Below are 22,674 nucleotides of genomic sequence, written 5' to 3'. Positions count from 1 at the left end.
AAGAAAGAGAGTTGAATGATAGTATGAAGACCCTTTTACACATTAGTCATTTTGCAGGAAGAACATTTGCTATATGGGTCATTGTCTTTGCTTGTCTAGGCTTTACTTTTCCTGCGGCATTTTCTTTGATTGGACCTTATATCCCTTTTTTACTTGGCATTATTATGTTTGGCATGGGGCTGACACTGTCTTCTGAAGATTTTAAAGAGCTTTTTAGAAAGCCTCTTTATGTATTGATCGGGGTTTTAGCGCAGTATACATTAATGCCACTCATTGCATTTTTATTGGCCTATGGGTTACATTTGCCTTCTGAAATCGCTGTTGGTGTCATTCTCGTTGGCTGCTGTCCAGGCGGGACTGCATCCAATGTAATGACCTTTTTGGCGAAAGGAAATACGGCCTTATCCGTTGCCGTGACAACGATCTCGACACTACTTGCTCCCATTTTGACCCCTGTTTTTATTTATATTTTTGCAAAATCTTGGTTATCTGTATCACCGGGTGCTTTGTTTTTGTCGATTGTCCAAGTTGTCTTAATTCCGATTATTTTAGGGGTTATCGTCAAATTGTTTTTTAAAAAACAAGTGACGTATGCTGTACAAGCACTCCCGCTTGTATCTGTTACTGGCATTGTCGCCATCATTGCAGCTGTTGTCAGCGCAAATAAAGAACAGATTCTGCAATCTGGACTGCTTATTTTTGCCGTTGTTGTTTTACATAATGCTCTTGGTCTATTATTGGGTTACCTCATTGCAAAATGGTGTAAAATGGACATTCCTTCTCAACGAGCAATTTCAATAGAAGTAGGGATGCAAAATTCTGGACTTGGTGCAGCCCTTGCAACCGCACATTTTTCTCCACTTGCCGCCGTTCCCAGTGCCATTTTTAGCGTATGGCATAATTTATCTGGCTCTTGGCTGGCAACATTTTGGTCGAAAAGAGGCTACCCAGAAAATAAAGACCAAAAAAGCTAGTACCCTCACCGGTACTAGCTTTTTCTTTCGATTATCCTTCAAGCAATAGCTGTTCAGGATCTTCAAGTAGATTTTTAATCGTGACAAGGAACCCAACAGCTTCTTTACCATCGACAATACGGTGGTCGTATGAAAGAGCTAAATACATCATTGGACGGTTTTCAAAGCGTTCTTCATCAATTGCAACAGGACGAAGCTGAATTTTATGCATACCTAAAATTCCAACTTGAGGACTGTTTAAAATTGGTGTTGAAAGCAGAGAACCAAATGTTCCTCCGTTTGTGATCGTGAATGATCCACCTTGTAATTCATTGAGCGATAATTTGTTATCTCTTGCTTTTTTCGCAAGATGACCGATTTCTTTTTCAATTCCAGCAAACGATAGTCTGTCTGCATCACGGACAACTGGTACCACAAGCCCTTCATTGGCGGCTACAGCAATACCGATGTCATAGAATTTTTTAATGACAAGCTCATCACCTTGAATTTCTGCGTTGAGAAGTGGATATTTTTTAAGTGCTGCTACCACTGCTTTTGTGAAGAAGGACATGAAGCCCAGTTTCACATCGTTTTGTTCAAGGAAGGCATCTTTGCGACGCTTTCTTAGATCCATGACAGCTGTCATATCGACTTCATTAAATGTTGTCAGCATCGCTGCCGTTTGTTGAACTTCAACTAAACGTTTTGCAATGGTTTGTCTGCGGCGTGACATTTTTTCACGTTCAACTGGTTTCCCTGCTTGATCATTTTGCACCGCAGCATTTGCTTTTGGCGCGGCTTTCGGTGCACTTGCAGGAGCTTCATTCTTTTGGTAAGAAGCTACATCCTGCTTTCGTACCCTGCCCAGCGGATCTGCGGTTGGAATCTCAGATAAGTCTAACCCCTTCTCTCTTGCTAGTTTTCTAGCTGCTGGAGAAGCGATCGTTCTGCCATTACCAGATTTCGGCTCTTCTTTTGCTGCCTCTTCTTTTTGTTCAGCTGCTGGTTCTTCTTTCGAAGCTGGTGCAGAATCTTGCTCAGGTGCTGGAGCTGCGGACTCGCTTCCGCCAGCTTCACCTGCTGCAATCGTTCCGATGACTTCTCCAACTTGGACAGTGTCACCAGAATCTTTCAGTACTTCTTTTAGAACACCAGATTCTTCAGCTGTCAATTCGACATTGACTTTATCTGTTTCAAGTTCTAACAGGTATTCCCCTGCTCAACATAATCGCCCGGCTGTTTTAACCACTGAGCAATTGTTCCTTCCGAGATTGATTCCGCTAGTTCAGGTACTTTAATTTCCGCCATTTTTCATTTCCCCCTTAGTTTTTGCGAGTCAAGCTATCAGATACAATTCGTTCTTGTTCTTTTTTATGAACAGTTGGATCACCCTCAGCCGTACTTGAACGTCTTCTGCGGCCGATGTAACGTACTTTTACTTTTTCAGATGCAATTTCACGTAAATATGGCTCAATATATCCCCAAGCGCCCATATTTTGCGGTTCTTCTTGCACCCATACGATTTCTTCTAAGTTCGTCAGTTTTGATAAAATGGCTTTAATATCTTTGGCCGGGAATGGATATAATTGTTCCACTCTCGCAATATGAAGCCAATCTTTTGAGTCTTCCATTTGAGTAAAACGATCACTAATATCGATCGATACCTTCCCGCTCGATAGCACAAGGCGTGTTACTTTTTCATGATCATGCACAAGGCCCGGCTGTTCAAGAACTGGACGGAACTGTCCATCTGTTAGTTCTTGGACTTCGGATAATGTGTTCGGGTTACGAAGCAGACTCTTCGGTGTCATGATGACAAGAGGACGAATCTCTTCACGAAGCAGCATTTTCGCCTGTCTTCTAAGAATATGGAAGTATTGAGCTGCACTTGTCAGGTTCGCAACTGTCCAGTTATTCTCAGCAGCTGATTGCAAGAAGCGTTCTGTTCTTCCACTAGAATGTTCTGGACCTTGTCCTTCATATCCATGTGGCAAGAGCATCACAAGCCCTGACTTTTGTCCCCACTTGGCGCGGCCTGCTGAAATAAATTGATCAAAATACACTTGAGCCGCATTTGCGAAGTCTCCAAATTGAGCTTCCCAAATCACTAATGTTTCAGGAGAATAGACATTATAACCATATTCAAACCCGATGACAGAGCCTTCTGACAGTGGACTATTATGGACTGTAAATGATGCATTTGCATCACTCAGTTCATGAAGAGCAATGAATTCATCTCCCGTTTGACTGTCGTGAAGAACAAGGTTTCTTTGAGCAAATGTGCCTCGCTCAGAATCCTGTCCGGTCATTCGAATCGGCGTACCGTCTTTTAATATAGATGCAAATGCCAGTGCTTCACCAAGTGACCATTCCACTTTGCGATCATCTGTAAACACTTTTGCACGTTTTTCAAGGATCCGCTTTAGCTTACCGAATACTTGGAAGTCTTTCGGCCAGCTAATTAATTCTTCATTCAGCTTTCTTAATACATCAAACTCTACAGATGTATCAACTGCAGGGAAGCCGTTAGATACAGGCTCTGGCAGTTCGATTTCTTGAATCGTATGTTCTTTCTTTGAAGGCACTTTTTTATAAGCTTCTTCAATTTTTGCCGTGACAGCCTGCTCAATTTCTTCTCTTTGTTCTTTTGACAGAAGGCCCTCAGTGACAAGCTTATCTGCGAAGATATTCTTGACCGTTTTGTGCTTTCTGACCGCATCGTACAGCATTGGCTGAGTAGTAGAAGGCTCATCCATTTCGTTATGGCCATATCTGCGGTAGCCAATCAAGTCAATTAAGAAATCCTTTTTAAACCGTTTACGGTATTCTACCGCCAGCTGAACAGCTGCTAAACAAGCTTCTGGATCGTCTGCATTGACGTGAACAATTGGAATCTCGAAACCTTTTGCAAGGTCACTAGCGTATTTTGTTGAACGAGATTCATTGCTTTCTGTGGTAAATCCAATCATATTGTTGGCAATGATATGGATCGTTCCCCCACTTGATAGCCAACTAATTGACTTAAATTTAATGTTTCTGCGACAATTCCCTCTCCAGGAAATGCAGCATCCCCATGAATTAAGATGGCTAACGCTTTTTCAACGTCTTGAACTGGATAGCCTTTTTGAGTACGCGATTCTTGAGCTGCACGAGTGCTTCCTTCAATAATCGGGTCAATAAATTCCAAGTGACTTGGGTTATTGGCAAGTGTGACTCTTGCACTCTTTGTATCTTCATCTTTGATTTGGCGGTCAGCACCGAGATGATATTTTACATCCCCTGTCCATCCGTAGCTGATGCCGATAGAGCCTTCTGATGGTACAAGCTCTTTATTAGGCGCATGCTGGAATTCTGAGAAAATGATCTCATATGGCTTTCCTAACACATGTGCTAATACATTTAAACGGCCTCTATGTGCCATTCCAATGTTAATATTTGAAGTCCCTTGTGTAACAGACTCGGATATAATTTCATCAAGTACTGGAACAAGTGCGTCTAATCCTTCAATAGAAAAACGCTTTTGTCCAACAAATGTTTTATGAAGGAACTGCTCAAATTGCTCGACTTCTGTTAATCTTTTGAATACAGAAACTAGTTTATCTGCTGGTTTTTTCTTAAATAATTCACCAGACTCAATAGATTTAGAGAGCCAGTTGCGCTCTTCGAAGTCATGTACGTGATCAAACTCAAATGAAATGGTACGCTTATACGTATTTCTCAAATGGTTAATGGCTTCTATGCCGTTTGAAATGTGTTTAGGTGCATCTGGACTAATAATTGATATTGGAATATTCTTAACGTCTTCTTCAGTTAAACCGTATTCCTTTAATGGAAACAGCTCTTGTAATTCCTTTTCTTTGCGAAGAGGATTGACGGAAGCATTTAAATGGCCATACGTTCTGATGTCTTCTGCCAGTTTAACGACTGATGCTATCTTTTGGATTTGTTCAGAAGTAACTACGCTATTTTCTTTTTTCCCAATTTCCTCCTTCATTTCACTCGGTGGTGCACCAAGTTCATCAAATATGCCTCTTATGTCTTCATCAACACTAGTAGGATCCTGGACATATTGATCGTAGAGCTCGAGCACGTAGCCGAGGTTCGGACCATGAAATTCTTCCCAACTCAACGGTTGTTTCACATCATTTTGAAACATTTTGAACACTACCCCCAACTTTGATCATCAAGTGATTGAACACTATCTCGATATAACTTCCAGAACACAATGACCAAATTTATGTAATAAAACGCTTCCAATCATATTCTACCACTGTTTCGGATTACTTTCTACATTCTTTGTTCAATTAAAGATAAAAAATTCAAAGAAAAACAAAAAATTTAAATCATTCCGAAAAATATTTTAAAGAAAGGGGCAAAACCTTATGCCCCAATGCTTTTATGCAGCAATTTCTTGAGTAATGGATATAGCACATCTGGCAATGTATCGACATCCGGTACAAAAATGCTGAACTTGCCATACATATCTTGGATCGTTTTCATCTGCGCCTCTTCAATCGGAGAATTGGATAAAAACACATTGATCACTTCAATTCCCTTTTTTCTCGCTTCGAGAACCGCTTCATGTGTATCCACGATCCCATTTTGTTCGTAGCTGAATGCAGCCGGCTCTCCGTCTGAGAAAACAATGAGGAACTTTTGCTCTTCTCTTCGTTTTAAAATCATTTTTGTCATTTGGCGAATCGCATAGCCGTCCCGGTTATCCTCCTCTGGCTCAAGTGACATAATGGATGGTCCTGCGTCAAATAAGGAATCTTTGAACGATACGACGGTGTTAAAGTAGTTCGGCTGACTTGTTTCAGTTGCGTCATTTGTATCTTCCCAGAACCCTACAATTTGATGAGGTACCTGCACTGATTTTAAAGCTTCATGAAACAGAACAATCCCTTTTTTTGTCTCATCCATCTTGTCAAACATACTCGCAGAACAGTCAACTAATAAAGTGAACACAGCATCAATTTGAGAAGATGGCGCTTGTTTTTTATAAAATAGTCGAGGGTTAGACTCTGTAAAATAACGAATGAGCTTTTTACTGAGACGTCCTGCATGAAGATCTGTTTTTGGCCATGATTTTTTATGCTCAAGTGTTTTTTGAATCATTTGTTTTAAGCGTTTCTGATAAGGCTCGATTGCCTTTGCGTGCTGCTTGTACACATCTATTTGCTCTGGTGAAGGAGGTTCTGGTGAAATCATGACTGGAAATGCATATTTGTTTTCTTTTCCATTCTCATGCGCATCTGCCCCGCTTTCTTCTCCTTCTGCCTCTTCTAGTGCTTCAAGCTTTGAATAGTCTTTTCGATGGGTTTGTTTGGCTGAACCTTGAACCGTTCCAAGCGCCTGATCTCCATCGTCACCTTCTCTTGCCGCATCTTTACCGAGATCGCTTTTACCACCGTGTTCTAAATCAAATTGAAGGAAACTTTTAGATGGTGCTTCCGTTTCTCTATGCCATACTTCCATATATTCATTATGGATGTCTTCATCCCCCTCTTTTTCCCGATCAACTTTTATATCCTCACTTAATTTAGGCTTTCTTTTGAGGTCATGGAAAAGCGGTTCTTTTGCCGCTTTTTCATAGTCCAATTCTGGGAAGAAAAAGTATGTGTTCAGCATATCCTTTTCAAGGAGCTCATCGAAGCCTTCTGTCAATTCCTTCACAATGATGGCGATATCAGATGTCGAGCGTGCGTCATATACGCGTTCAAGACTTGACTCAATAAACGGAATCATTGGATCTATCCGCTCATGAAGGGGTGGAATTTCTTCAAGCGGAGATTCGGCTGTCAGCTTCACGTATATCGCACAAAAGAGTGCATCTGTTAAAATACTGCGCTCTTGGTTAATCGTTAATTGTGTTTTAAAGTGACGTCTGTAAAGCTCTCTTCTCCGTTTAAACACCTTTTTTGTTCCTGGGCGGTCACGTTTAATACGCTCTTCAATGCGGACATCTTCAAGCAGCATAAACAATTGTTTGCACACATCAGGAATGGATAATGTGTGGGCATAGCGAATGATGTCTTCAAATACTGTAAGATCGCTATACACTGTCCCTACTGCTCGCAGGAACACATCACTTTTTAGGCCTGCCATCATATCCTCTTGATGACGATCATCCCAAAAATGGCTGATGAAAATTTTCTTTTCAAACGGTTCATAGTACGATTGAACACCGTATTCAAGCTCCACATCATCACTTTTGGCAAGTGTTTTGGCTAAATCCGTTAATTCCATAAATAGAAATGAATCGATTCTGCTGTCATTAAATTTGATGAATTTCAAAAGTCAGAACCTCACTCGAATAATGTTTGAGCGATATTTCTTACCGCTGCTTTTTCCCGGTCATCTTCTAGCTTCTCTACAATTCCTCGTTCAATTGCACGAAGCGGCGGGATATATTGCGCAAGATCACATGTATCTAACAGTGCGCGAATGGATGCGGCTTCTTCACTGACCTGTCCATTGTGTGCTTGGACGATGAGATCTGATGAGAGCTGCACGAATTGATCGATTAAACGCTCATCCTTTAATACGGATTGAGTGTGCAGTACTTCTTTTAAAATGCCGCCGCCAATGTAAGGAACTTCAATGACGACAAAACGGTTTTTCAGCGCTTCATTGAGCGGCACTGTCCCCACATATCCCTCATTGATTGCTGCAATCACGCCAAAACCTTCTTCTGCTCTAACGACTTCACCTGTAAATGGGTTTGTCATCATTTTTCTGTAATCAAGCACACCGTTTAAAATAGGCAGTGTTTCTGGTTTTGCCATGTTGATTTCATCAATATATAAAAGGTGTCCTTTTTTCATTGCTTTTGTAACGGGTCCTTCAATGAATTCTATAGAAGCAACTTGTCCATCATTATGGATGGTTTTATAGCCAATTAGACTTTCTGCATCAAGGTCAACTGAGCAGTTTACACTGTGCATCGGCTGTTGAAAAAACGCGGATAAAGTTTCTGCTAGTTTTGTTTTACCTGAGCCCGTTGGTCCTTTTAACAGAACATTTTTTCCTAGGGCAAGTGCAATCATGGCATCTTGAATAATAGACGTATCTTGTGATTCATAGCCACCTGTTCCGATAAGCGGACGAAATTCTTCTTCGAGAACTTTTCCTTTTGCTTCGATCATTGCTTGAATTTCTTCTGGGAGTGCTGGTTGGTTAAACATATATGATTAATTCCTCTCTTCGATCATTTTCCTCACCAAGTATACTAAAAAAACCTTTATGCACTCAATACATAAAGGTTCGTCTTCTGTTATTTTACCATTTCTTTTGTGATGGCTCCGCAAGCAATGCGTTTCCCTGAGTTGCCAGAAGGGTTGCTTAAGTAATCATCTGCTTCTGCATGGATGATGAAACTTCGCCCGTTTTGATCAACCAATTGATTCGGGCCTCCTTTGACCGTCACATTCGGAACATTCACAACGACGTCAATTTGACCATCTGCCCCTACTTCTAAATTAGGCATATCTCCAGCATGATGCCCTTTTGGGTTGTCGAAGCCATGCTCTCTATGGGTCGGATTAAAGTGAGCCCCAGCCGTTTCAAAATCTGGCGTTTCACATATTCCTGTTTCATGAATATGAAAGCCGTGAGGACCTGGCGGCAGTCCTTTCGCTTTCACATGCAGATCCAGCCCATTTTCTGAGGACTCTCTTATTTCAATGCTCCCTATTTTTTGCCCGCTTTCGTTTATGAGTGACGTTGTGACTGGTGCTTGTTTAGGTGCGGCAACTTCTCTTGTTTCTTCTGTCGTTTCTTTTTTCGGCGGTGCATGACATGCTGATGCGGTAAAGATCAAACATATCATGATCATCCACACTGACTTTTTCATTTATGACTGCCCCCTTTGTTATCAGTATGGACAATCACAGCAACGGGCAAACAAAAAAAGCCGAAAATCGGCTTTTTTAGAAGAAACGTTTCGCACCTAGGTACGCTTTTTTCCAATAAGGATTGCTTAAGTTTGAAATTCCTACTCCACTGTCACTTGCATGAAGGAAATCTCCTCCACCTAGGTATAGTCCCATATGAGAAGGACCTGCTTTGTACGTTGTGAAATAAACAAAATCTCCAACTTGTGGTGTGCTGACAGGCGTCATCATATTCCAGTATCCTGCTGTACTCAATCTAGATACTGATGAAACCTTATTAATAAGATAGTAAACAAAGCCGCTGCAATCAAATCCAGCTGGTGTATTGCCGCCCCATCTGTAAGGAATGCCTGTGAGCTTTTTACCTTCTTGAATCATTGTCGTGATTTTTGCATTCATTGGAACGTCATTTTTATTATTGTTGACCGGTGTTGTTGAACCGTTTGACGTAGAACCATTAGATCCAGTTGAACCGGAAGCTGTTCCGTTGATTTTTAATACTTGTCCAATTCTCAGCACATCACTTTTCAAGCTGTTTGCTGTGCGGATTGATTGAACCTGCACCTTAAACTGATTCGCAATTTTCCATAATGAATCACCTGATTTAACCGTATAAGATGTGGTTTTACTACTTGAAGACTGATTGCTGTTTGAAGGCGTGCTAGGTTGAGCAGGTGCTTTCGGCTGACTTGGTTTTGACGTCACCGTTCCTTTTACCTTCAATACTTGATTTGGATAAATCGTATCAGATTTTAGCGAGTTCAATGTTTTAATTTCACCAATTGACATATTTAACGAATTGGCAATTTTCCAAAGTGAATCGCCTAATTTCACTTTATATGTACTAGATGCTGACGACGAACTATTAGAATTCGTTGATTTGTTACTTGAGCTAGAATTAGATGTTGAGTTTGAATTTGTTGACTGGCTGCCGCTCGTTTTCGCTGTTCCAGACACTTTCAGCTTTTGTCCAGGACGAATGAGGTCACTGTTTAAGCTGTTCAAACTTTTCAAACTTGCAACTGACATTTTGTGATTCTTCGCAATCAGCCATAATGAATCCCCAAGCTTGACTGTATAGCTAGATGTTGTTGAAGCACTTGATTTCGTTGCTTTTGAACTTGTTGATGAGCTGGATTTTGAACTTTTTGCACCAGGAATCTTTAAGCTTTGTCCTGCAAAAATCATCGTCGTTTTTAATTGATTGAGAGATTGAAGTTCCGAAATACTTGTGTTGTACTGTTCGGCAATCTTCCAAAGTGAGTCACCGCTTTTCACCTTGATCGTCTGTGCTTCTGCCGGTGCAGCAATAACAGCTGAGCCTGCGATCGCTGAAACTGTGAGGCCGGTTACTACTTTTTTCTTCATAGATGAATCTCCGCCTTTCATGATTTCGTCCCATAAGACTTATGTACTAGTTTTGAGTTTAGCATTTAATGGTTCTGCTTCTCTTGCACTATTTTATCTTTATTTCTATAATATTACTCGACATGAAGACGTTGGGCAATACTAAATAGGTTTTAGAGCAGCAAACTCAAAATGCTAAAACAAAGCCATATCGTTTCTATCGGCTGTTTGCTGTTTTTATAAACATTTTTTAAGGAATTTTTAAGTTGACGTTTAGAAATTTGTCAAAACAAGCACGTTGCTAGTTTCATAGTTCTATTCTACATGACAAATTTTTCTGTATCAAATGACTTTTTACTTAATTGCCTGTTTTTTCTCCTCAATAAAAAAAGCACCCTTCCCAATGAAGAATGCTGTGTTCATGTTTACTTTCTGATTTCTTGGTCTTTTACAGTTAACGGATAGAGGACGCCTTCTTTCGCAAACGACATTTTTCCTGTTTCTTCTGATACCACAAGAACAAGGGCATCAGTCATGCCAGAAAGTCCAATGGCTGCTCGGTGTCTTGTCCCAAGAGAAGGGCTGACTTTTTTTGAGGTGAGCGGTAGGACATTTGCAGCGGAAACAAGCGTGTTTTCTTTTACTAAAAGGGCGCCATCATGAAGTGGGTTTCCAGGATAGAAAATGCTTTCTATTAATGATGCGCTAATTTTCGCATGGAGGTTTGTCCCTTTTTGTATATAATCCTCCACCTCATCTCTCCTTTGAATCACAATCAGTGCGCCATGCTTTTGTTTAGATAAGTTCTCAATGGCTAAAGAAAATTGAGCAAAACCTGGTGTGAATTCTTCCATATATGCTTGTAAATAAAACGAGGAAGCCTCTGCATGCATTTCATTAAACTGATCATGCAATGATTCGAGTTCACAAAGAAGGCATTGTTCCGTCTGGTCAAGCGAATCGACGATTTTCCTTGTATCCATCATAATTTGCGTTAAATGAGATTTCATTTCTAACTTAAACATCGCTTCTTCATTTGTGCGATTGATCATCTCACCATATCCCTCCTTCTTTCGCTTGTGTCATAAAATAACAAATTGTGCACATTCTATTTGTATGGAGGTGAATTCAATATGACTATTCAAAAAGTGATTCAATATGCTTGCAGCATTTTAGGTGTTGTCAGTCTTTCTTTTATTTATGCCCAAATGTTCAAAAAAACGAAGCCCTCAAAGAAAAATAATCCGACGGAGAATTGATTTTTTTACATAGCGTGATATAATTCCTCTCGTTATTTCTGTTCAGAGAGGAACTTATGATGAGAGAAACGAATAGTATTCGAGCAAAGTTGGCACAATTTTTAACCATACTGATTCCGATTTTAATTACACAAGCAGGTCTTTCGCTCATCACATTTTTAGACACGGTGATGTCTGGAAAAGTGAGTGCAGAAGACCTAGCAGGTGTAGCGATCGGTTCGAGCATTTGGACACCTGTTTATACTGGTCTTGCTGGTATTTTAATGGCTGTTACCCCTATAGTGGCTCAGCTGATGGGCGGCTGCCGCAGGGAGGACGTTCCTCGTGCAGTCTTCCAGGCCATTTATTTATCTTTTCTTTTAAGTATCGTGGTGATTGTTATTGGATCGTTATGTGTTCCTTTTATTTTAGGGAGACTTGGGCTTGAACCATCCGTAGAAACCATTGCCCGTCATTTTCTCAGCTTCCTTGCTATTGGAATCATCCCGCTTTTTGGTTATTCAGTCATGAGATCGTTCATTGATGCATTAGGAAAAACACGTGTGACGATGTTCATTACGTTAACCGCACTTCCTATTAATTTTGTTTTAAATTATCTCTTTATTTTTGGAAACTTTGGGTTTCCAAAGCTCGGCGGTGCAGGGGCAGGTCTTGCATCTGCGATGACGTATTGGGCGATTTTCATCATGAGTATTTGTATTGTCATCAAAGCCGAACCGTTTGCGTCCTTTCGGTTGTTTCAGACATTACCTCGTTTTAATGTCTCCCGAATGGGTCAAATACTGAAAATCGGTATCCCTATTGGGTTTGCGATCTTTTTTGAAACAAGTATTTTTGCAGCTGTCACGCTCTTAATGGGTCACTTTGATACCGTGACAATCGCCAGTCACCAAGCAGCGATGAACTTTGCTTCTATTTTATATATCCTGCCGCTTAGTATCTCAATGGCTTTAACGATTGTTGTAGGTTTTGAAGTCGGTGCCATGCGGTATAAAGACGCAAAAAGCTACAGCTATATTGGCATTGCAACAGCTGTTTTGTTCTCATTATGTACCGCAGCACTCATCTTGTTATTTAGACCTGAGATCGCTGGTTTATATACAACTGAATCAGCTGTTTTACAAATGACACAGCACTTTTTGATGTATGCGATCTTTTTCCAGCTGTCAGATGCGATCGCCGCACCCATTCAGGGAGCTCTACGCGGGTATAAAGATGTGAATTATACACTGATTGCTGCGTTTGTCTCTTACTGGGTCATCGGCCTTCCAGCTGGCTACTTGATTGGCACGTATACCTCATTTGGAGCGTTCGGTTATTGGATTGGTCTGATTACTGGGCTTGCCGCAGGTGCCATCGTCCTATTTGTTCGTCTCAGGTTAATTGAAAGACGTATGCATTCTGCAACAGGAAAAGGCAGCTGACTGAAGTCAGCTGCCTTTCATTTAGTCATTCCATTGATACGTCCAGAAAATTTCTTCATCAAACCATTTTTGAACGACTGGTTCTTTGTTTTTCAACTTTTGTTCAAGCTCTCTTAGCATGCCTTCTGTTTGTGTTCTATGCGCTCTTAGTGCATTTAATTTAATATCGGCTACATCCGTAATATCAATCACAATATCGGCATTTCCTAGCACTTCTTCTCGATTTTTCGTAATGGCCATGCAGTATGTGACAGGACGGTCTTCTTTTTTCTTGCGGTATAGAGCACGAATGACCGCTTCACCTGTCGCGTCATGATCAGGGTGTACACCATGACCTGGATAAAATGTGACAATAAGGGTTGGTTTCACTTCATCAATAATACTTTCCATCACATCCGCTAAATACTCATCATCTTCAAATTCCAACGTTTTATCCCGAAGACCAAGCATTCGCAAGTCTGTGACATCCATTTCTTTACATGCATTGATTAATTCCTGTTTTCTTAATTCAGGAAGTGTCTCACGGTTAGCATATGTTGGACTTCCCATATTTCTTCCCATTTCTCCAAGTGTCCCGCATGCATACGTCACTGGAATTCCACGTTTTCTGCTTTGCGCGATGAGCCCTGCGACCCCGAAGGATTCATCGTCGGGGTGAGGCAGCATCACAAGTACATGTTCGTTCATCACTGTTCCCTCTCTCCTACACCTGAAATGGTGTTTCACTAATTTGTAATGAGATCGCTAGTTTTCCATCTGGCAGGTGTCCTGCTAACAGCAGGCGGCCTTGTTCATCAAACACGTAATCGGTTAAACCTTCTGCGTAAATCCAGCCATCTTCTGTTTTCATCCCGACACGGTATGGACCTTGTCCTTTTATTTTCGCCTGTGAATAGACGACTTTTGCGTTGCGGATATACGCCACGACCGTCATATTTTGCTCATTCACATGAGCTGAATAAGAACCAGTTGTCGTTTCAAGATGAACGAAGACTGGCCGATTTAAAAACGATTCAAGATGTGCTGTGACATCTTCCGTTTGAATTGGTTTCATGAGTGGTTCCTTCCTTCATTTTGAATTAGTTCTCGCAGCTTTTTCGTATGTAAGCTGATCAGCTGTAGTTGATGACCCTGCTCAATCGTGCTTTCTAAAATTCTTTCCACAGCGAGTACATACTTTTGATGTAATGACTTTCTTGCGCGAGGATGGGTGCGTGCATCAAGCAAATCATCTCGTATCGCCTCGTGTAATGAAGTCATATCCACTACATTAAGCTGCCGATTTTTCCATAAAGATTGATAAGCGTGTGCAAGCTCATCGACTGATGACATGTGATCACCTCTACAGTTTTGGTAACAACTTATTATGACATGATCCGCCTGCAAAAAAAAGCAAACTGCTTCGTCTCTTTAATGAGAATTCGCTGTTTTTTTCATTCGGAGTTGAGAGGTTGTAAATAGTAAAATCGCCACCCAAATACAGAGGAATGTCACGATTTTTGCTGCAGATAAGTGTTCGTGATACACAAATAGCCCCAAAAAGAGTGTAATGGTTGGTGCAATATACTGCAAAATACCAACTTGGTATAAAGGAATTCTTTTGGCTCCTTCAGAAAATAAAAGAAGCGGTACAGCTGTAAAGACACCTGCAAAAAATAATAGCCCAAGAGAGCCGAAGCTGCTCGGATTCATCGTGACAACAGGTTCTTTTAAGAAGAAAAATAAGTAAACAAGCGCAGCTGGTGCAAGAAGCAGTGTTTCAATGGTTAATCCAATGGCACTCGTAAAACTCATTCTTTTTTTAATCAGTCCATAAAACCCAAAACTAAAAGCCAATACGAAAGCCACGACAGGAAATGAGCCGTACTGAACAGTTGAGATGATGACACCAGCTGCAGCAATGAGAATGGCGGTGGTTTGCATTTTATTCAGTCGTTCTTTTAAGAAAATGATGCCTAGTAAAACTGATACAAGCGGATTAATATAATACCCTAAACTCGCTTCCAGCATCAGATCGTGATTTACAGCCCAAATGTATACATACCAGTTGACCGAAATTAAAATAGCCGATAAAAGTAATGAAAAAAGTGCTTTTCCATCTATCATCAGACCTTTCACAGTCTGCATCGCTGGACGGACTTGCTTTAAATATAAAAGAATACCGCACATAAAAACAAAGGACCATACGATTCTGTGCGCTAAAATTTCGCCTGACGAAATATGCTCCATCAGCTTCCAATATAATGGGAACAACCCCCATAATGTAAAAGATGCAGCCGTATATAAGACACCTTTTGATTGTTGTTCGTTCAATCTAACCATTCCTTTCTAAACCTATCGTATATTATAGCACGCACATCACATTATGGGCATATACTAATTCAGGGCATTTAGAAAGGATGATTTGCATGTTTGACTGGAACCGATTATTCCCTTTTCAAAAGCAATTTTCAAAAGAAGCGTTAAAAAATTCAGATCCTAAAGACGTTGAGCAATATGTCAATCAAGTCATGGAAAGTGTTTTCGGCTCCAATTATTCTGCTCAATTCCCCTTTCAGGATCCGCTGTCTCAGAAGCAGAAAGAAAGAGAGACAGACGATAAAAAAAAGAAAGAGCCGAATGTTGAAGTATTTGAGACGACAGATCACGTGTTTGTCAAAATAGAGCTCGATCGTCCGAACACGGAAAAAGTAAAAATCAAACATACAGCCAATCTGCTGTTTATTGATCATTTTCCTGAAGAGAATAAACAAAAGAAGGTTGTCCTGCCTGCTGCTGTGAAAAGAAAAGGAACGAAGGCTTCGTATCAAGATGGTATTTTAGAAATTATGTTTTTAAAGCATGATGATCCAGGCATTTCTGAAATTGATATTCCATTATAAAAAGCCTGCTTTGAAATGGAAGCAGGCTTACTCTTTTTTCTTAATAATATGGTGGATATCCGCCGCCATAAGGTGGTGGAACAGGCGGTGGTGGTGGCGGGTAATATGGACGAGGATAATTAAAAATCGCACTTCCTAGAAATCCGCCAAGCAGTCCGCCGACTAAAGGAGCGCCAAAACCAAAAAACAAAGGGACTCTAGATTCATATGGCGGAATGCCAGGGGCACCGCCTCGAAAATACGGAGTATGAGGGTACATGCTTTTCTCCTCCTTTGTCATGTGCCTAACATCAGCATATTCATTAGGAGACAAAACGTTTGGGCAAACCTAAAACTAGGCTTGCTCCTTTTTTACATGAGATCCAGCATACTCCCCTGCCCAGCGCGATACTTCTCCGAACACACCATGTAATGCACTTCCTTTTTCGGTTAGACAATAGATGACTTTGACTGGCGTTTCAGGAAGTACAGTGCGCTTTATGATTCCTTCTTGCTCAAGCTCTTTTAAGCGTTCTGCGAGCATTTTTTGACTGATGGATGGAATAATGTCCGTCAGGTCTTTAAACCGCTTCGGACCATCAAGCAATACATGAATGATGAGACCATTCCATCTTTTGCCAAGAAGCAAAAAAGCTTGCTGAATGTTTGGACATAATTGAAATTCCATATATTTCAGCCTTTCTTTTCATAATCGTTTGACAAACTAACGGTGTACAATTTAAAATATATCTCTAGTTACAATAAGTAAGTTTCTCACTTTTTTATTTATTGTACCATACTATTTGCAAAAACGGGAGGAAATATCCATATGGCGAGCGATCAAAAAACGATTGACATTTTAAAAGAAAGAGCTTCAGTAAAAGAGTATGATACAACTCATGAAATGACAAAAGAAGAGTTAACAGAGCTTCTTGATATCACAACAAAAGCACCATCTGCTTGGAACCTTCAGCATTGGCATTTCACTGTTTTCCATAGTGCTGAATCAAAAGCAAAACTTCTTCCAATTGCTTACAACCAAAAACAAGTCTCTCAAGCATCAGCTGTGATTGCTGTGCTAGGTGACCTTGAAGCCAATCTAAAGGGTGAAAAAATCTACAGTGAGCTAGCAGAACAAGGCTTCATCACAGAAGATATTAAAGAAACATTGATGACGCAAATTAATGGTGCTTACCAAAGCGAGCAATATGCACGTGAAGCTGCGTATTCAAACGCTTCGTTAGCTGCTATGCAGTTAATGATTGCGGCGAAAGCAATGGGATATGATACATGTGCAATGGGCGGTTTCAGCAAAGAAGCGTACGTAAAAGAATTCAATGTGAGCGGTCGATACGAACCAGTGATGTTGATTTCTGTCGGGAAAGCAGCAAAAGAAGCTCACAAAAGCAATCGTTTTGACATCGAAGAAGTATCTGATTTCCTATAAAATACGGCACAGTCTCAGCGTCATGCTGGGGCTTTTTTATTTGCTCTAAATATTATTTTTCCATACTTATTTTCAAGTCTTCCTTTCACATTCTTCACTATTTACCTCCTTTTAAAAATGAAAGCGTTATATTAGTATGATATTCATAAAAATGATTGTTTTTTCTGAAAATGGTCTTGTGATCTAATCTGACAACTGCTATTATTATGAAATTACAAAATATTAGAGGAGGAAAACATGAACAAAAAACTGATACTGGCGCTACTCATCGCGATTCCATTCATTGGACAGCTTGCACTGCTCCCCTTTGTGAATCGTATTCATCCATTTGTCATCGGGCTGCCTTTTTTCCACTTCTGGCTCTTACTATGGATTGTACTCACACCCGTTTGCACATTTATCATTTACAGGATGCAACATTCAAATGGAGGAACTGACGAATGCAAGGAAACTTAACAGCTTTATTGATTACTGCAAGTATTATTTTCATCGTCGTGGTCATCGGTTTTGCCGCTGGTCGTGATAAATCATCAAGACAATCAGTCGAAGAATGGTCTGTTGGCGGGAGAAAATTTGGCGGGCTTCTCGTCTGGTTCCTTGTTGGCGCAGACTTATATACTGCTTATACCTTTTTAGGGCTCACAAGTACAGCTTATACAGCGGGAAGTGTTGCTTTTTTCGCTATCCCCTATTCAGTTCTTGCTTATTTTATTGCGTATTTCTTCTTACCAAAACTTTGGACGGTTGCAAAAAATCACAAGCTGACAACACTTGCTGATTATGCACGTGAGCGATTTGACAGTAAACTGTTATCTAGTTTGATTGCCATTGTTGGTGTACTCATGCTCATACCATACATTTGTCTTCAGCTAAGCGGGATTCAAGATACATTAACTGTCGCTGGAACGAGTTATATTAATGTGAATGCAGTTGTTATGATTTCATTTATTTTAGTTGCACTTTATACATTTTTCAGTGGTATTAAAGGTCCTACATATACAGCCATTATTAAAGATATTCTTGTTTGGGTGATCATGCTCTTTATGGTCGTTTCCCTCCCGATTATTCATTTTAACGGCTGGACACCAATGATGAATACGTTAGCTAAGGAGGCCCCACAGCTTCTGACGATTCCTGAAAGCGGCCCTAAAGGCATTTTGTGGTTTATTACCGCATCAGGTGTTTCTGCACTCGCATTATTTATGTGGGCTCATGCAGCTACTGGTGTTTTCACAGCCAAAAGCGCAGATGCCATCCGTAAAAACAGTATGTTTTTACCTCTTTACAACATTGTATTGATTTTGGTCATCTTCCTTGGCTTCATTGCCTTTTTAGTCTTACCGGAAGATACAAATCCAAGATTTGCTCTTCTTCATTTAATTCAGACGTCATATGGCGGCGTGATGCAGGGGCTTGCGTATTCAACGATTGCACTTGCTTCTCTCATTCCATGTTCGATCATGGCCATTGGGGCGTCGAATTTATTTGCCAATAATTTGTACCGTGATTTAATCCATCCAAATGTGTCACCTAAAAGATTGACCATGATCACTCGTTCAATGGTATTTATCGTCATTGGGCTGGCTCTACTATTCGGAATGCTCTTCCCAACAGCACTTGTAACGCTTCAGCTCATTGGTGTTTCTGGAATGGTTCAAATTTTCCCAGCCATTGCCATCAGCTTGTTCTGGAAAAAACAATCGAGAGAAGCAACGATTGCGGGGCTCATCGTAGGAATTATCGTGACCTTTACAGCGAATATGACACAAATGACATTCGGCCTTTATGAAGGCTTTCTCGGTTTACTAGCAAACGTTGTGGTCATCTTGATATTGAATCCATTCTTCCAGAAGAATGTCACATCTAATTCTGTGACAAGTGATTTGTTTGAAAAGAATGGGAAAACAACGGAACCTGTGGCTAACAAAGCGTAACACAAGAAAAAAAGCAGTCCCCTGATGAGGACTGCTTTTTCTATTTCATTTCTTTTTTCAACACTTCAATGGCTTTTTTCATTTGCGTATCATTTTTCTTGAGCTTATCTTGGATGTTTGTCATCAGTACCGTCGTTGTGTCCCCTGTCAGAATACCATCAGCCTTTAGATCGTGATCTGATTGGAAACTTTTCACGACCGACTGGAATGCTTGATCATATTCTCCATTGGCTTTTGCTTTGTAGCCAAGCGCTTGGAACATTTTTTGAGCCGCTTTGACTTCATCTCCATCATCATTCAGTTGATACGTCTTTTTCGGACTTAAGTATGGCAGCTTCGCATAACTCGGTAGAGATGCTTTCACCTGTGGCTCAATTCCTTTTTTGTGAATCCAAGACCCGTCTGGTGTCAGCCACTTGGCAATGGTTAATTTCACACTAGAACCATCATTGTAGCTTTGCGCATTTTGAACAGTCCCTTTACCAAATGTCTTTTCTCCAACAAGTTGAATGCTAGAGGATTGGTGCAGAGCTGCCGCCATGATTTCAGCAGCACTCGCTGAACCGCCGTTTACAAGAACAACTGCCGGCTGATGAACTTTGCGTTCTTTTTCCGCTTTGTACACTTGTTTCTTTCCTTTTTCCTCAACCTGCATAATGACTTTTCCTTTATCGATAAAGTCATTGCTCATTTCAATTGCTTCTGTCATAATGCCGCCTGGATTATCTCTCAGATCAATGACAAAACCTTTTGCCCCTTTTTTCTCGAGGTCATCAATCGCTTTATCTAACTCTTTAGACGTGGTTTCAGCAAAAGAAGTGATTTGGATTTCGCCTATTTTATCTTTTGTTAGTTTTGCATACACCGTTTCAAGTGGAATCGTATCTCTTGTGATCGTGACATCCACATTTCCAACACCTTGTCTGTTCAAATGCAGTTTGACATCCGTTCCTTTTTTCCCTCTGATAAGAGAAACGGCTTTATTCACTGACATGCCTTTTGTACTTTTACCATCCACTTTTAAAATACGATCATGAGGTTTCAAACCAGCTTTTTCAGCAGGAGAGCCTTTAATCGGTGCGACAATTAAAATTTGTCCATCCTTCTCTTCTACTTGTGCACCAATTCCTTCAAATGAAGATGAAATGGTGTTGTTAAACCCTTCGGCTTCCTCCTGATCCATATATGTAGAGTATGGATCATCAAGTGATGCAATCATTCCTTGAATCGCACCGTCTACTAGTTTTTGATCATCCGTTTTTTCGTAATACTCGTTTTTTACCTTCGTATATGCAGCCATGAGTTTACTAAACTTCTCATCTCCTGAAACGCTGACAGCACCTTGTTTTGTGATCACAAATGTAATCGCTGAGGAAAGCGCTGCTGTCACCAGAATGGCTATCACGAACTTGAATTGTTTTTTCAAAAAAACACCACCTTTATCTCCTTTCATTATTATCAAGGACGATTCTTCATCCGTCAACCAAAGGATCAAACTTCTATTTGAAAAGATAAGCCATTTCGCCTTGCAATGCATAATCTTTAGAGAGAAACATGATAAAGAAAGAAGGGATTCCATGAGTGACTATGTAGAAATGCTTGCCTATTTTGGTGTATCAGGTGCCCATCCTGGCGGAATTGAGCTAACAAAAACGATGATTGAGCATCTTCACTTGGCGTCTGACGATCGTATACTGGATGTTGGATGCGGCACAGGACAAACAGCCGCCTATCTAGGACATTTAGGTTATGAAGTAGAGGCGATTGATACACACCCTTTGATGATTGAAAAAGCCAATCTGCGATTCGAGCGGGAACAACTACCTTTCCGTGCACAGCAAGCATCGATCGAACACCTGCCATTTTCAGATGACTCGTTCTCTCTACTGATCAGTGAGTCTGTTTTAAGTTTCACCCATTTACCTGCTGCGCTTGCTGAGATCAAACGGGTGCTTGCTCCTGGAAAGCAATTGATCGCAAATGAGGCTGTGTTAAAAGTGCCGCTCCCCTCAAAAGAACAGGCAACCATTCGGGAGTTTTATGGGTTTCACTCCCTCTTTTTATTTCCTGAATGGAAAAAAAAGTTAGCGTCCGCAGGATTCCGTGACATTCAGATTCTCTCATTTGATGAACACATGGTGCAGGAAGAGCCGACCGAAATGGAATTATCAGATCAAATACCATCTTCTCTTTATGATACATTACAGACACACTATGACCTGATTCAAACACACCGAGAACATCTGAGTCACCTTGTATTTGAATGTACAGTATAAAATGAGCGAATCTCCTATATGTTTTGTCCAAACTCTATGAAGTCTTTCGCATAGGATAAGAGTGAAAAGAGTTTGTCATAAGGAGGAAAAACATGGAGCGCTACTATAAACTTTGTCAGCAGCATATGGGGAAAGTAGCTAGAATTACTGATCGAAATGGCAGAGTACATGTTGGACGTATTGAGCGGGTGTCAAACCGCAAAGTTTATATCCGGCCAGTCGGCGGGTCCCGCGGGGGCTTTGGTTATGGATATTACGGAGGTTATTATGGCTGGGGTGCAGCTTATGGCATCGGTCTCGGTTTTATTACCGGCTTCGCTTTAGCAGGTTTGTTCTTTTTTTAAAACGGCGTATAAAAGAAGGCCTCCCAGCTTCGGGAGGCCTTTTATTTGTTTATATTTTCTTCACTTTATTCATATACTCTTCGAAAGTTAAATCATGATCATGCATCGCTTTTGCAGCTTCTTTCCCTACATAGCGCAAGTGCCACGGCTCATATTCATATTTCGTGATGTCTTCTTTCCCTTTTGGATAACGGATGATAAAGCCATATTTATAAGCGTTTTTGGCTACCCATTTACCATCAGGTGTTTCACCAAATTTTTCAGAGATTTCAAAGCCGGCACTTTTTGAGGAAATATCCATGGCAAGACCTGTTTGATGCTCACTTTCGCCTGGTAAGGCTACGGCTTCTTGGGCTTTTTCTTTCCCTTTTAGTTTCACTTCACTATCAAAAATGACTTTTTGACGATCATAGGAACGATAGCCAGATACTGCAGCAAGCTCAAAGTTTTCCTTTTTAGCACCTTTGAATAACTTTGCAAGTGCCTCCGCTGCTTCTTTTCGAATATATCGTTTTTCAATATCCTCTGAAAAAGAGAATTCCACTTTTGGTACAACGAGATCAGAAGGTTTATAGGTTCCTGGCAGTGCATATTCTTTGTTCACTAAAGCAAGCACATTTTCAGGGTTTTGAATGGTCTTCAGTCCGCTCACTACCTTGATGTCATTGAAATATTCACTCTTTAACGTCAGCTCTTGATTAGATGAATCTGCCGTATCGTTTGAGTTTTGCTGGGATGATGAACTTGCTGCGTTCTTTTGTTCGTTTGTTTTGTTAGATTCAGTGGTACCGCTTTTCTGATCCAGCAACTGGCAGCCTGATAATGCGGCCGTCAAACCAAGAATCGATGCGATTGAGAGTATTTTATAGCTTTTCTTCATGACATACCTTCCTTTTGCTCTACTAAAAAAATAAAGATGCGCTACATCGTAGCA

Annotated in this window: 22 protein-coding genes and 2 pseudogenes; 9 read left to right on the top strand and 15 right to left on the bottom strand. The window is 40.6% G+C overall.

Features of this window, described 5'->3' with window-relative positions; translation table 11 throughout:
- Positions 1–23: 23 nt before the first annotated feature.
- Positions 24–974, top strand: coding sequence for a bile acid:sodium symporter family protein (locus tag KFQ09_RS19170; RefSeq protein WP_024718578.1), 951 nt, complete (start codon positions 24–26; stop codon positions 972–974).
- Positions 975–1,005: 31 nt separating this feature from the next.
- On the opposite strand, the pseudogene odhB reads toward KFQ09_RS19170, so the two are convergent.
- From odhB to cdaS, 7 genes and pseudogenes are all read right to left on the bottom strand, one after another.
- A pseudogene (gene odhB / locus KFQ09_RS19165) lies at positions 1,006–2,261 on the bottom strand (2-oxoglutarate dehydrogenase complex dihydrolipoyllysine-residue succinyltransferase).
- Between the two features lie 14 nt (positions 2,262–2,275).
- Positions 2,276–5,109, bottom strand: a pseudogene (sucA, locus tag KFQ09_RS19160) (2-oxoglutarate dehydrogenase E1 component).
- A gap of 224 nt (positions 5,110–5,333) precedes the next feature.
- Positions 5,334–7,250: a vWA domain-containing protein gene (locus KFQ09_RS19155; RefSeq protein ID WP_024718577.1), complete on the bottom strand. Its 1,917-nt coding sequence runs from the start codon at positions 7,248–7,250 to the stop codon at positions 5,334–5,336.
- Between the two features lie 11 nt (positions 7,251–7,261).
- Positions 7,262–8,140 (bottom strand): ATP-binding protein, encoded by an 879-nt coding sequence (locus tag KFQ09_RS19150; RefSeq protein WP_017359496.1) that lies wholly within the window; start codon positions 8,138–8,140, stop codon positions 7,262–7,264.
- Positions 8,141–8,229: 89 nt separating this feature from the next.
- Positions 8,230–8,808 (bottom strand): superoxide dismutase family protein, encoded by a 579-nt coding sequence (locus tag KFQ09_RS19145; RefSeq protein WP_008346485.1) that lies wholly within the window; start codon positions 8,806–8,808, stop codon positions 8,230–8,232.
- A 76-nt stretch (positions 8,809–8,884) separates the two neighbouring features.
- Complete coding sequence (locus KFQ09_RS19140) at positions 8,885–10,216, bottom strand: C40 family peptidase (RefSeq protein WP_171465492.1); 1,332 nt, start codon at positions 10,214–10,216, stop codon at positions 8,885–8,887.
- A 404-nt stretch (positions 10,217–10,620) separates the two neighbouring features.
- Positions 10,621–11,247, bottom strand: coding sequence for a sporulation-specific diadenylate cyclase CdaS (gene cdaS, locus KFQ09_RS19135; RefSeq protein ID WP_255835885.1), 627 nt, complete (start codon positions 11,245–11,247; stop codon positions 10,621–10,623).
- A gap of 81 nt (positions 11,248–11,328) precedes the next feature.
- Between cdaS and KFQ09_RS19130 the strand changes: the two genes are divergently transcribed.
- Together KFQ09_RS19130 and KFQ09_RS19125 are read left to right on the top strand one after the other, a co-directional pair.
- Positions 11,329–11,454 (top strand): hypothetical protein, encoded by a 126-nt coding sequence (locus tag KFQ09_RS19130; protein WP_003215647.1) that lies wholly within the window; start codon positions 11,329–11,331, stop codon positions 11,452–11,454.
- 59 nt (positions 11,455–11,513) lie between these two features.
- On the top strand, positions 11,514–12,878 hold the full coding sequence (locus tag KFQ09_RS19125; protein ID WP_255835884.1) for an MATE family efflux transporter: 1,365 nt from the start codon (positions 11,514–11,516) through the stop codon (positions 12,876–12,878).
- A gap of 21 nt (positions 12,879–12,899) precedes the next feature.
- On the opposite strand, the gene bshB2 is transcribed toward KFQ09_RS19125, so the two are convergent.
- The 4 genes from bshB2 to rarD form a co-directional block, all read right to left on the bottom strand.
- Positions 12,900–13,565, bottom strand: a complete 666-nt coding sequence (gene bshB2, locus KFQ09_RS19120; RefSeq protein WP_024718573.1) for a bacillithiol biosynthesis deacetylase BshB2 — start codon at positions 13,563–13,565, stop codon at positions 12,900–12,902.
- 16 nt (positions 13,566–13,581) lie between these two features.
- The gene (locus tag KFQ09_RS19115) at positions 13,582–13,932 is read right to left on the bottom strand and encodes a YojF family protein (RefSeq protein ID WP_008346474.1); all 351 of its coding nucleotides are present in this window, start codon (positions 13,930–13,932) and stop codon (positions 13,582–13,584) included.
- Positions 13,929–14,210 (bottom strand): hypothetical protein, encoded by a 282-nt coding sequence (locus tag KFQ09_RS19110; RefSeq protein WP_255835883.1) that lies wholly within the window; start codon positions 14,208–14,210, stop codon positions 13,929–13,931. The genes KFQ09_RS19115 and KFQ09_RS19110 overlap by 4 nt, the downstream gene beginning before the upstream one ends.
- A 78-nt stretch (positions 14,211–14,288) precedes the next feature.
- Positions 14,289–15,200: an EamA family transporter RarD gene (gene rarD / locus KFQ09_RS19105; RefSeq protein ID WP_007500743.1), complete on the bottom strand. Its 912-nt coding sequence runs from the start codon at positions 15,198–15,200 to the stop codon at positions 14,289–14,291.
- A gap of 86 nt (positions 15,201–15,286) precedes the next feature.
- On the opposite strand from rarD, the gene KFQ09_RS19100 reads away from it, so the two are divergent.
- Positions 15,287–15,760 (top strand): Hsp20/alpha crystallin family protein, encoded by a 474-nt coding sequence (locus KFQ09_RS19100; protein ID WP_008346468.1) that lies wholly within the window; start codon positions 15,287–15,289, stop codon positions 15,758–15,760.
- Positions 15,761–15,800: 40 nt separating this feature from the next.
- Here KFQ09_RS19100 and KFQ09_RS19095 read toward each other — a convergent pair whose 3' ends face one another.
- Both KFQ09_RS19095 and KFQ09_RS19090 read right to left on the bottom strand, forming a co-directional pair.
- On the bottom strand, positions 15,801–16,019 hold the full coding sequence (locus KFQ09_RS19095; protein WP_003215921.1) for a hypothetical protein: 219 nt from the start codon (positions 16,017–16,019) through the stop codon (positions 15,801–15,803).
- Positions 16,020–16,094: 75 nt separating this feature from the next.
- Positions 16,095–16,427 carry a winged helix-turn-helix transcriptional regulator gene (locus KFQ09_RS19090; RefSeq protein WP_008346466.1) on the bottom strand — a complete coding sequence of 111 codons (333 nt, stop codon included), beginning with the start codon at positions 16,425–16,427 and terminating at the stop codon, positions 16,095–16,097.
- A gap of 141 nt (positions 16,428–16,568) precedes the next feature.
- Here KFQ09_RS19090 and KFQ09_RS19085 point away from each other — a divergent pair, with 141 nt between their 5' ends.
- The 3 genes from KFQ09_RS19085 to KFQ09_RS19075 all read left to right on the top strand — a co-directional run bounded on the left by KFQ09_RS19085 (position 16,569) and on the right by KFQ09_RS19075 (position 19,120).
- Positions 16,569–17,186, top strand: a complete 618-nt coding sequence (locus tag KFQ09_RS19085) for a nitroreductase family protein (protein ID WP_017359679.1) — start codon at positions 16,569–16,571, stop codon at positions 17,184–17,186.
- Between the two features lie 237 nt (positions 17,187–17,423).
- A complete protein-coding gene (locus KFQ09_RS19080; RefSeq protein ID WP_017359680.1) occupies positions 17,424–17,642 on the top strand; it encodes a DUF3311 domain-containing protein in 219 nt (72 codons plus the stop codon).
- Positions 17,627–19,120 (top strand): sodium:solute symporter family protein, encoded by a 1,494-nt coding sequence (locus KFQ09_RS19075; protein WP_255835882.1) that lies wholly within the window; start codon positions 17,627–17,629, stop codon positions 19,118–19,120. The genes KFQ09_RS19080 and KFQ09_RS19075 overlap by 16 nt, the downstream gene beginning before the upstream one ends.
- A 40-nt stretch (positions 19,121–19,160) precedes the next feature.
- Here KFQ09_RS19075 and KFQ09_RS19070 read toward each other — a convergent pair whose 3' ends face one another.
- Positions 19,161–20,546 carry a S41 family peptidase gene (locus KFQ09_RS19070; RefSeq protein WP_144610218.1) on the bottom strand — a complete coding sequence of 462 codons (1,386 nt, stop codon included), beginning with the start codon at positions 20,544–20,546 and terminating at the stop codon, positions 19,161–19,163.
- A 151-nt stretch (positions 20,547–20,697) separates the two neighbouring features.
- Here KFQ09_RS19070 and KFQ09_RS19065 point away from each other — a divergent pair, with 151 nt between their 5' ends.
- Both KFQ09_RS19065 and KFQ09_RS19060 read left to right on the top strand, forming a co-directional pair.
- The gene (locus KFQ09_RS19065; RefSeq protein ID WP_255835881.1) at positions 20,698–21,396 is read left to right on the top strand and encodes a class I SAM-dependent methyltransferase; all 699 of its coding nucleotides are present in this window, start codon (positions 20,698–20,700) and stop codon (positions 21,394–21,396) included.
- A 92-nt stretch (positions 21,397–21,488) separates the two neighbouring features.
- Positions 21,489–21,740: a hypothetical protein gene (locus KFQ09_RS19060; RefSeq protein ID WP_008346452.1), complete on the top strand. Its 252-nt coding sequence runs from the start codon at positions 21,489–21,491 to the stop codon at positions 21,738–21,740.
- 49 nt (positions 21,741–21,789) lie between these two features.
- Here the strand turns inward: KFQ09_RS19060 and KFQ09_RS19055 are convergent, their stop codons facing one another.
- Positions 21,790–22,620: a M15 family metallopeptidase gene (locus KFQ09_RS19055; protein ID WP_007500752.1), complete on the bottom strand. Its 831-nt coding sequence runs from the start codon at positions 22,618–22,620 to the stop codon at positions 21,790–21,792.
- Positions 22,621–22,674: the final 54 nt, after the last annotated feature.

The sequence above is a fragment of the Bacillus sp. FS02 genome (assembly GCF_024398395.1).
Classification (GTDB): domain Bacteria; phylum Bacillota; class Bacilli; order Bacillales; family Bacillaceae; genus Bacillus; species Bacillus altitudinis.
The sequence above is the reverse complement of the archived record's forward strand: the minus strand, read 5'-3'. Positions and strand labels throughout refer to the sequence as shown.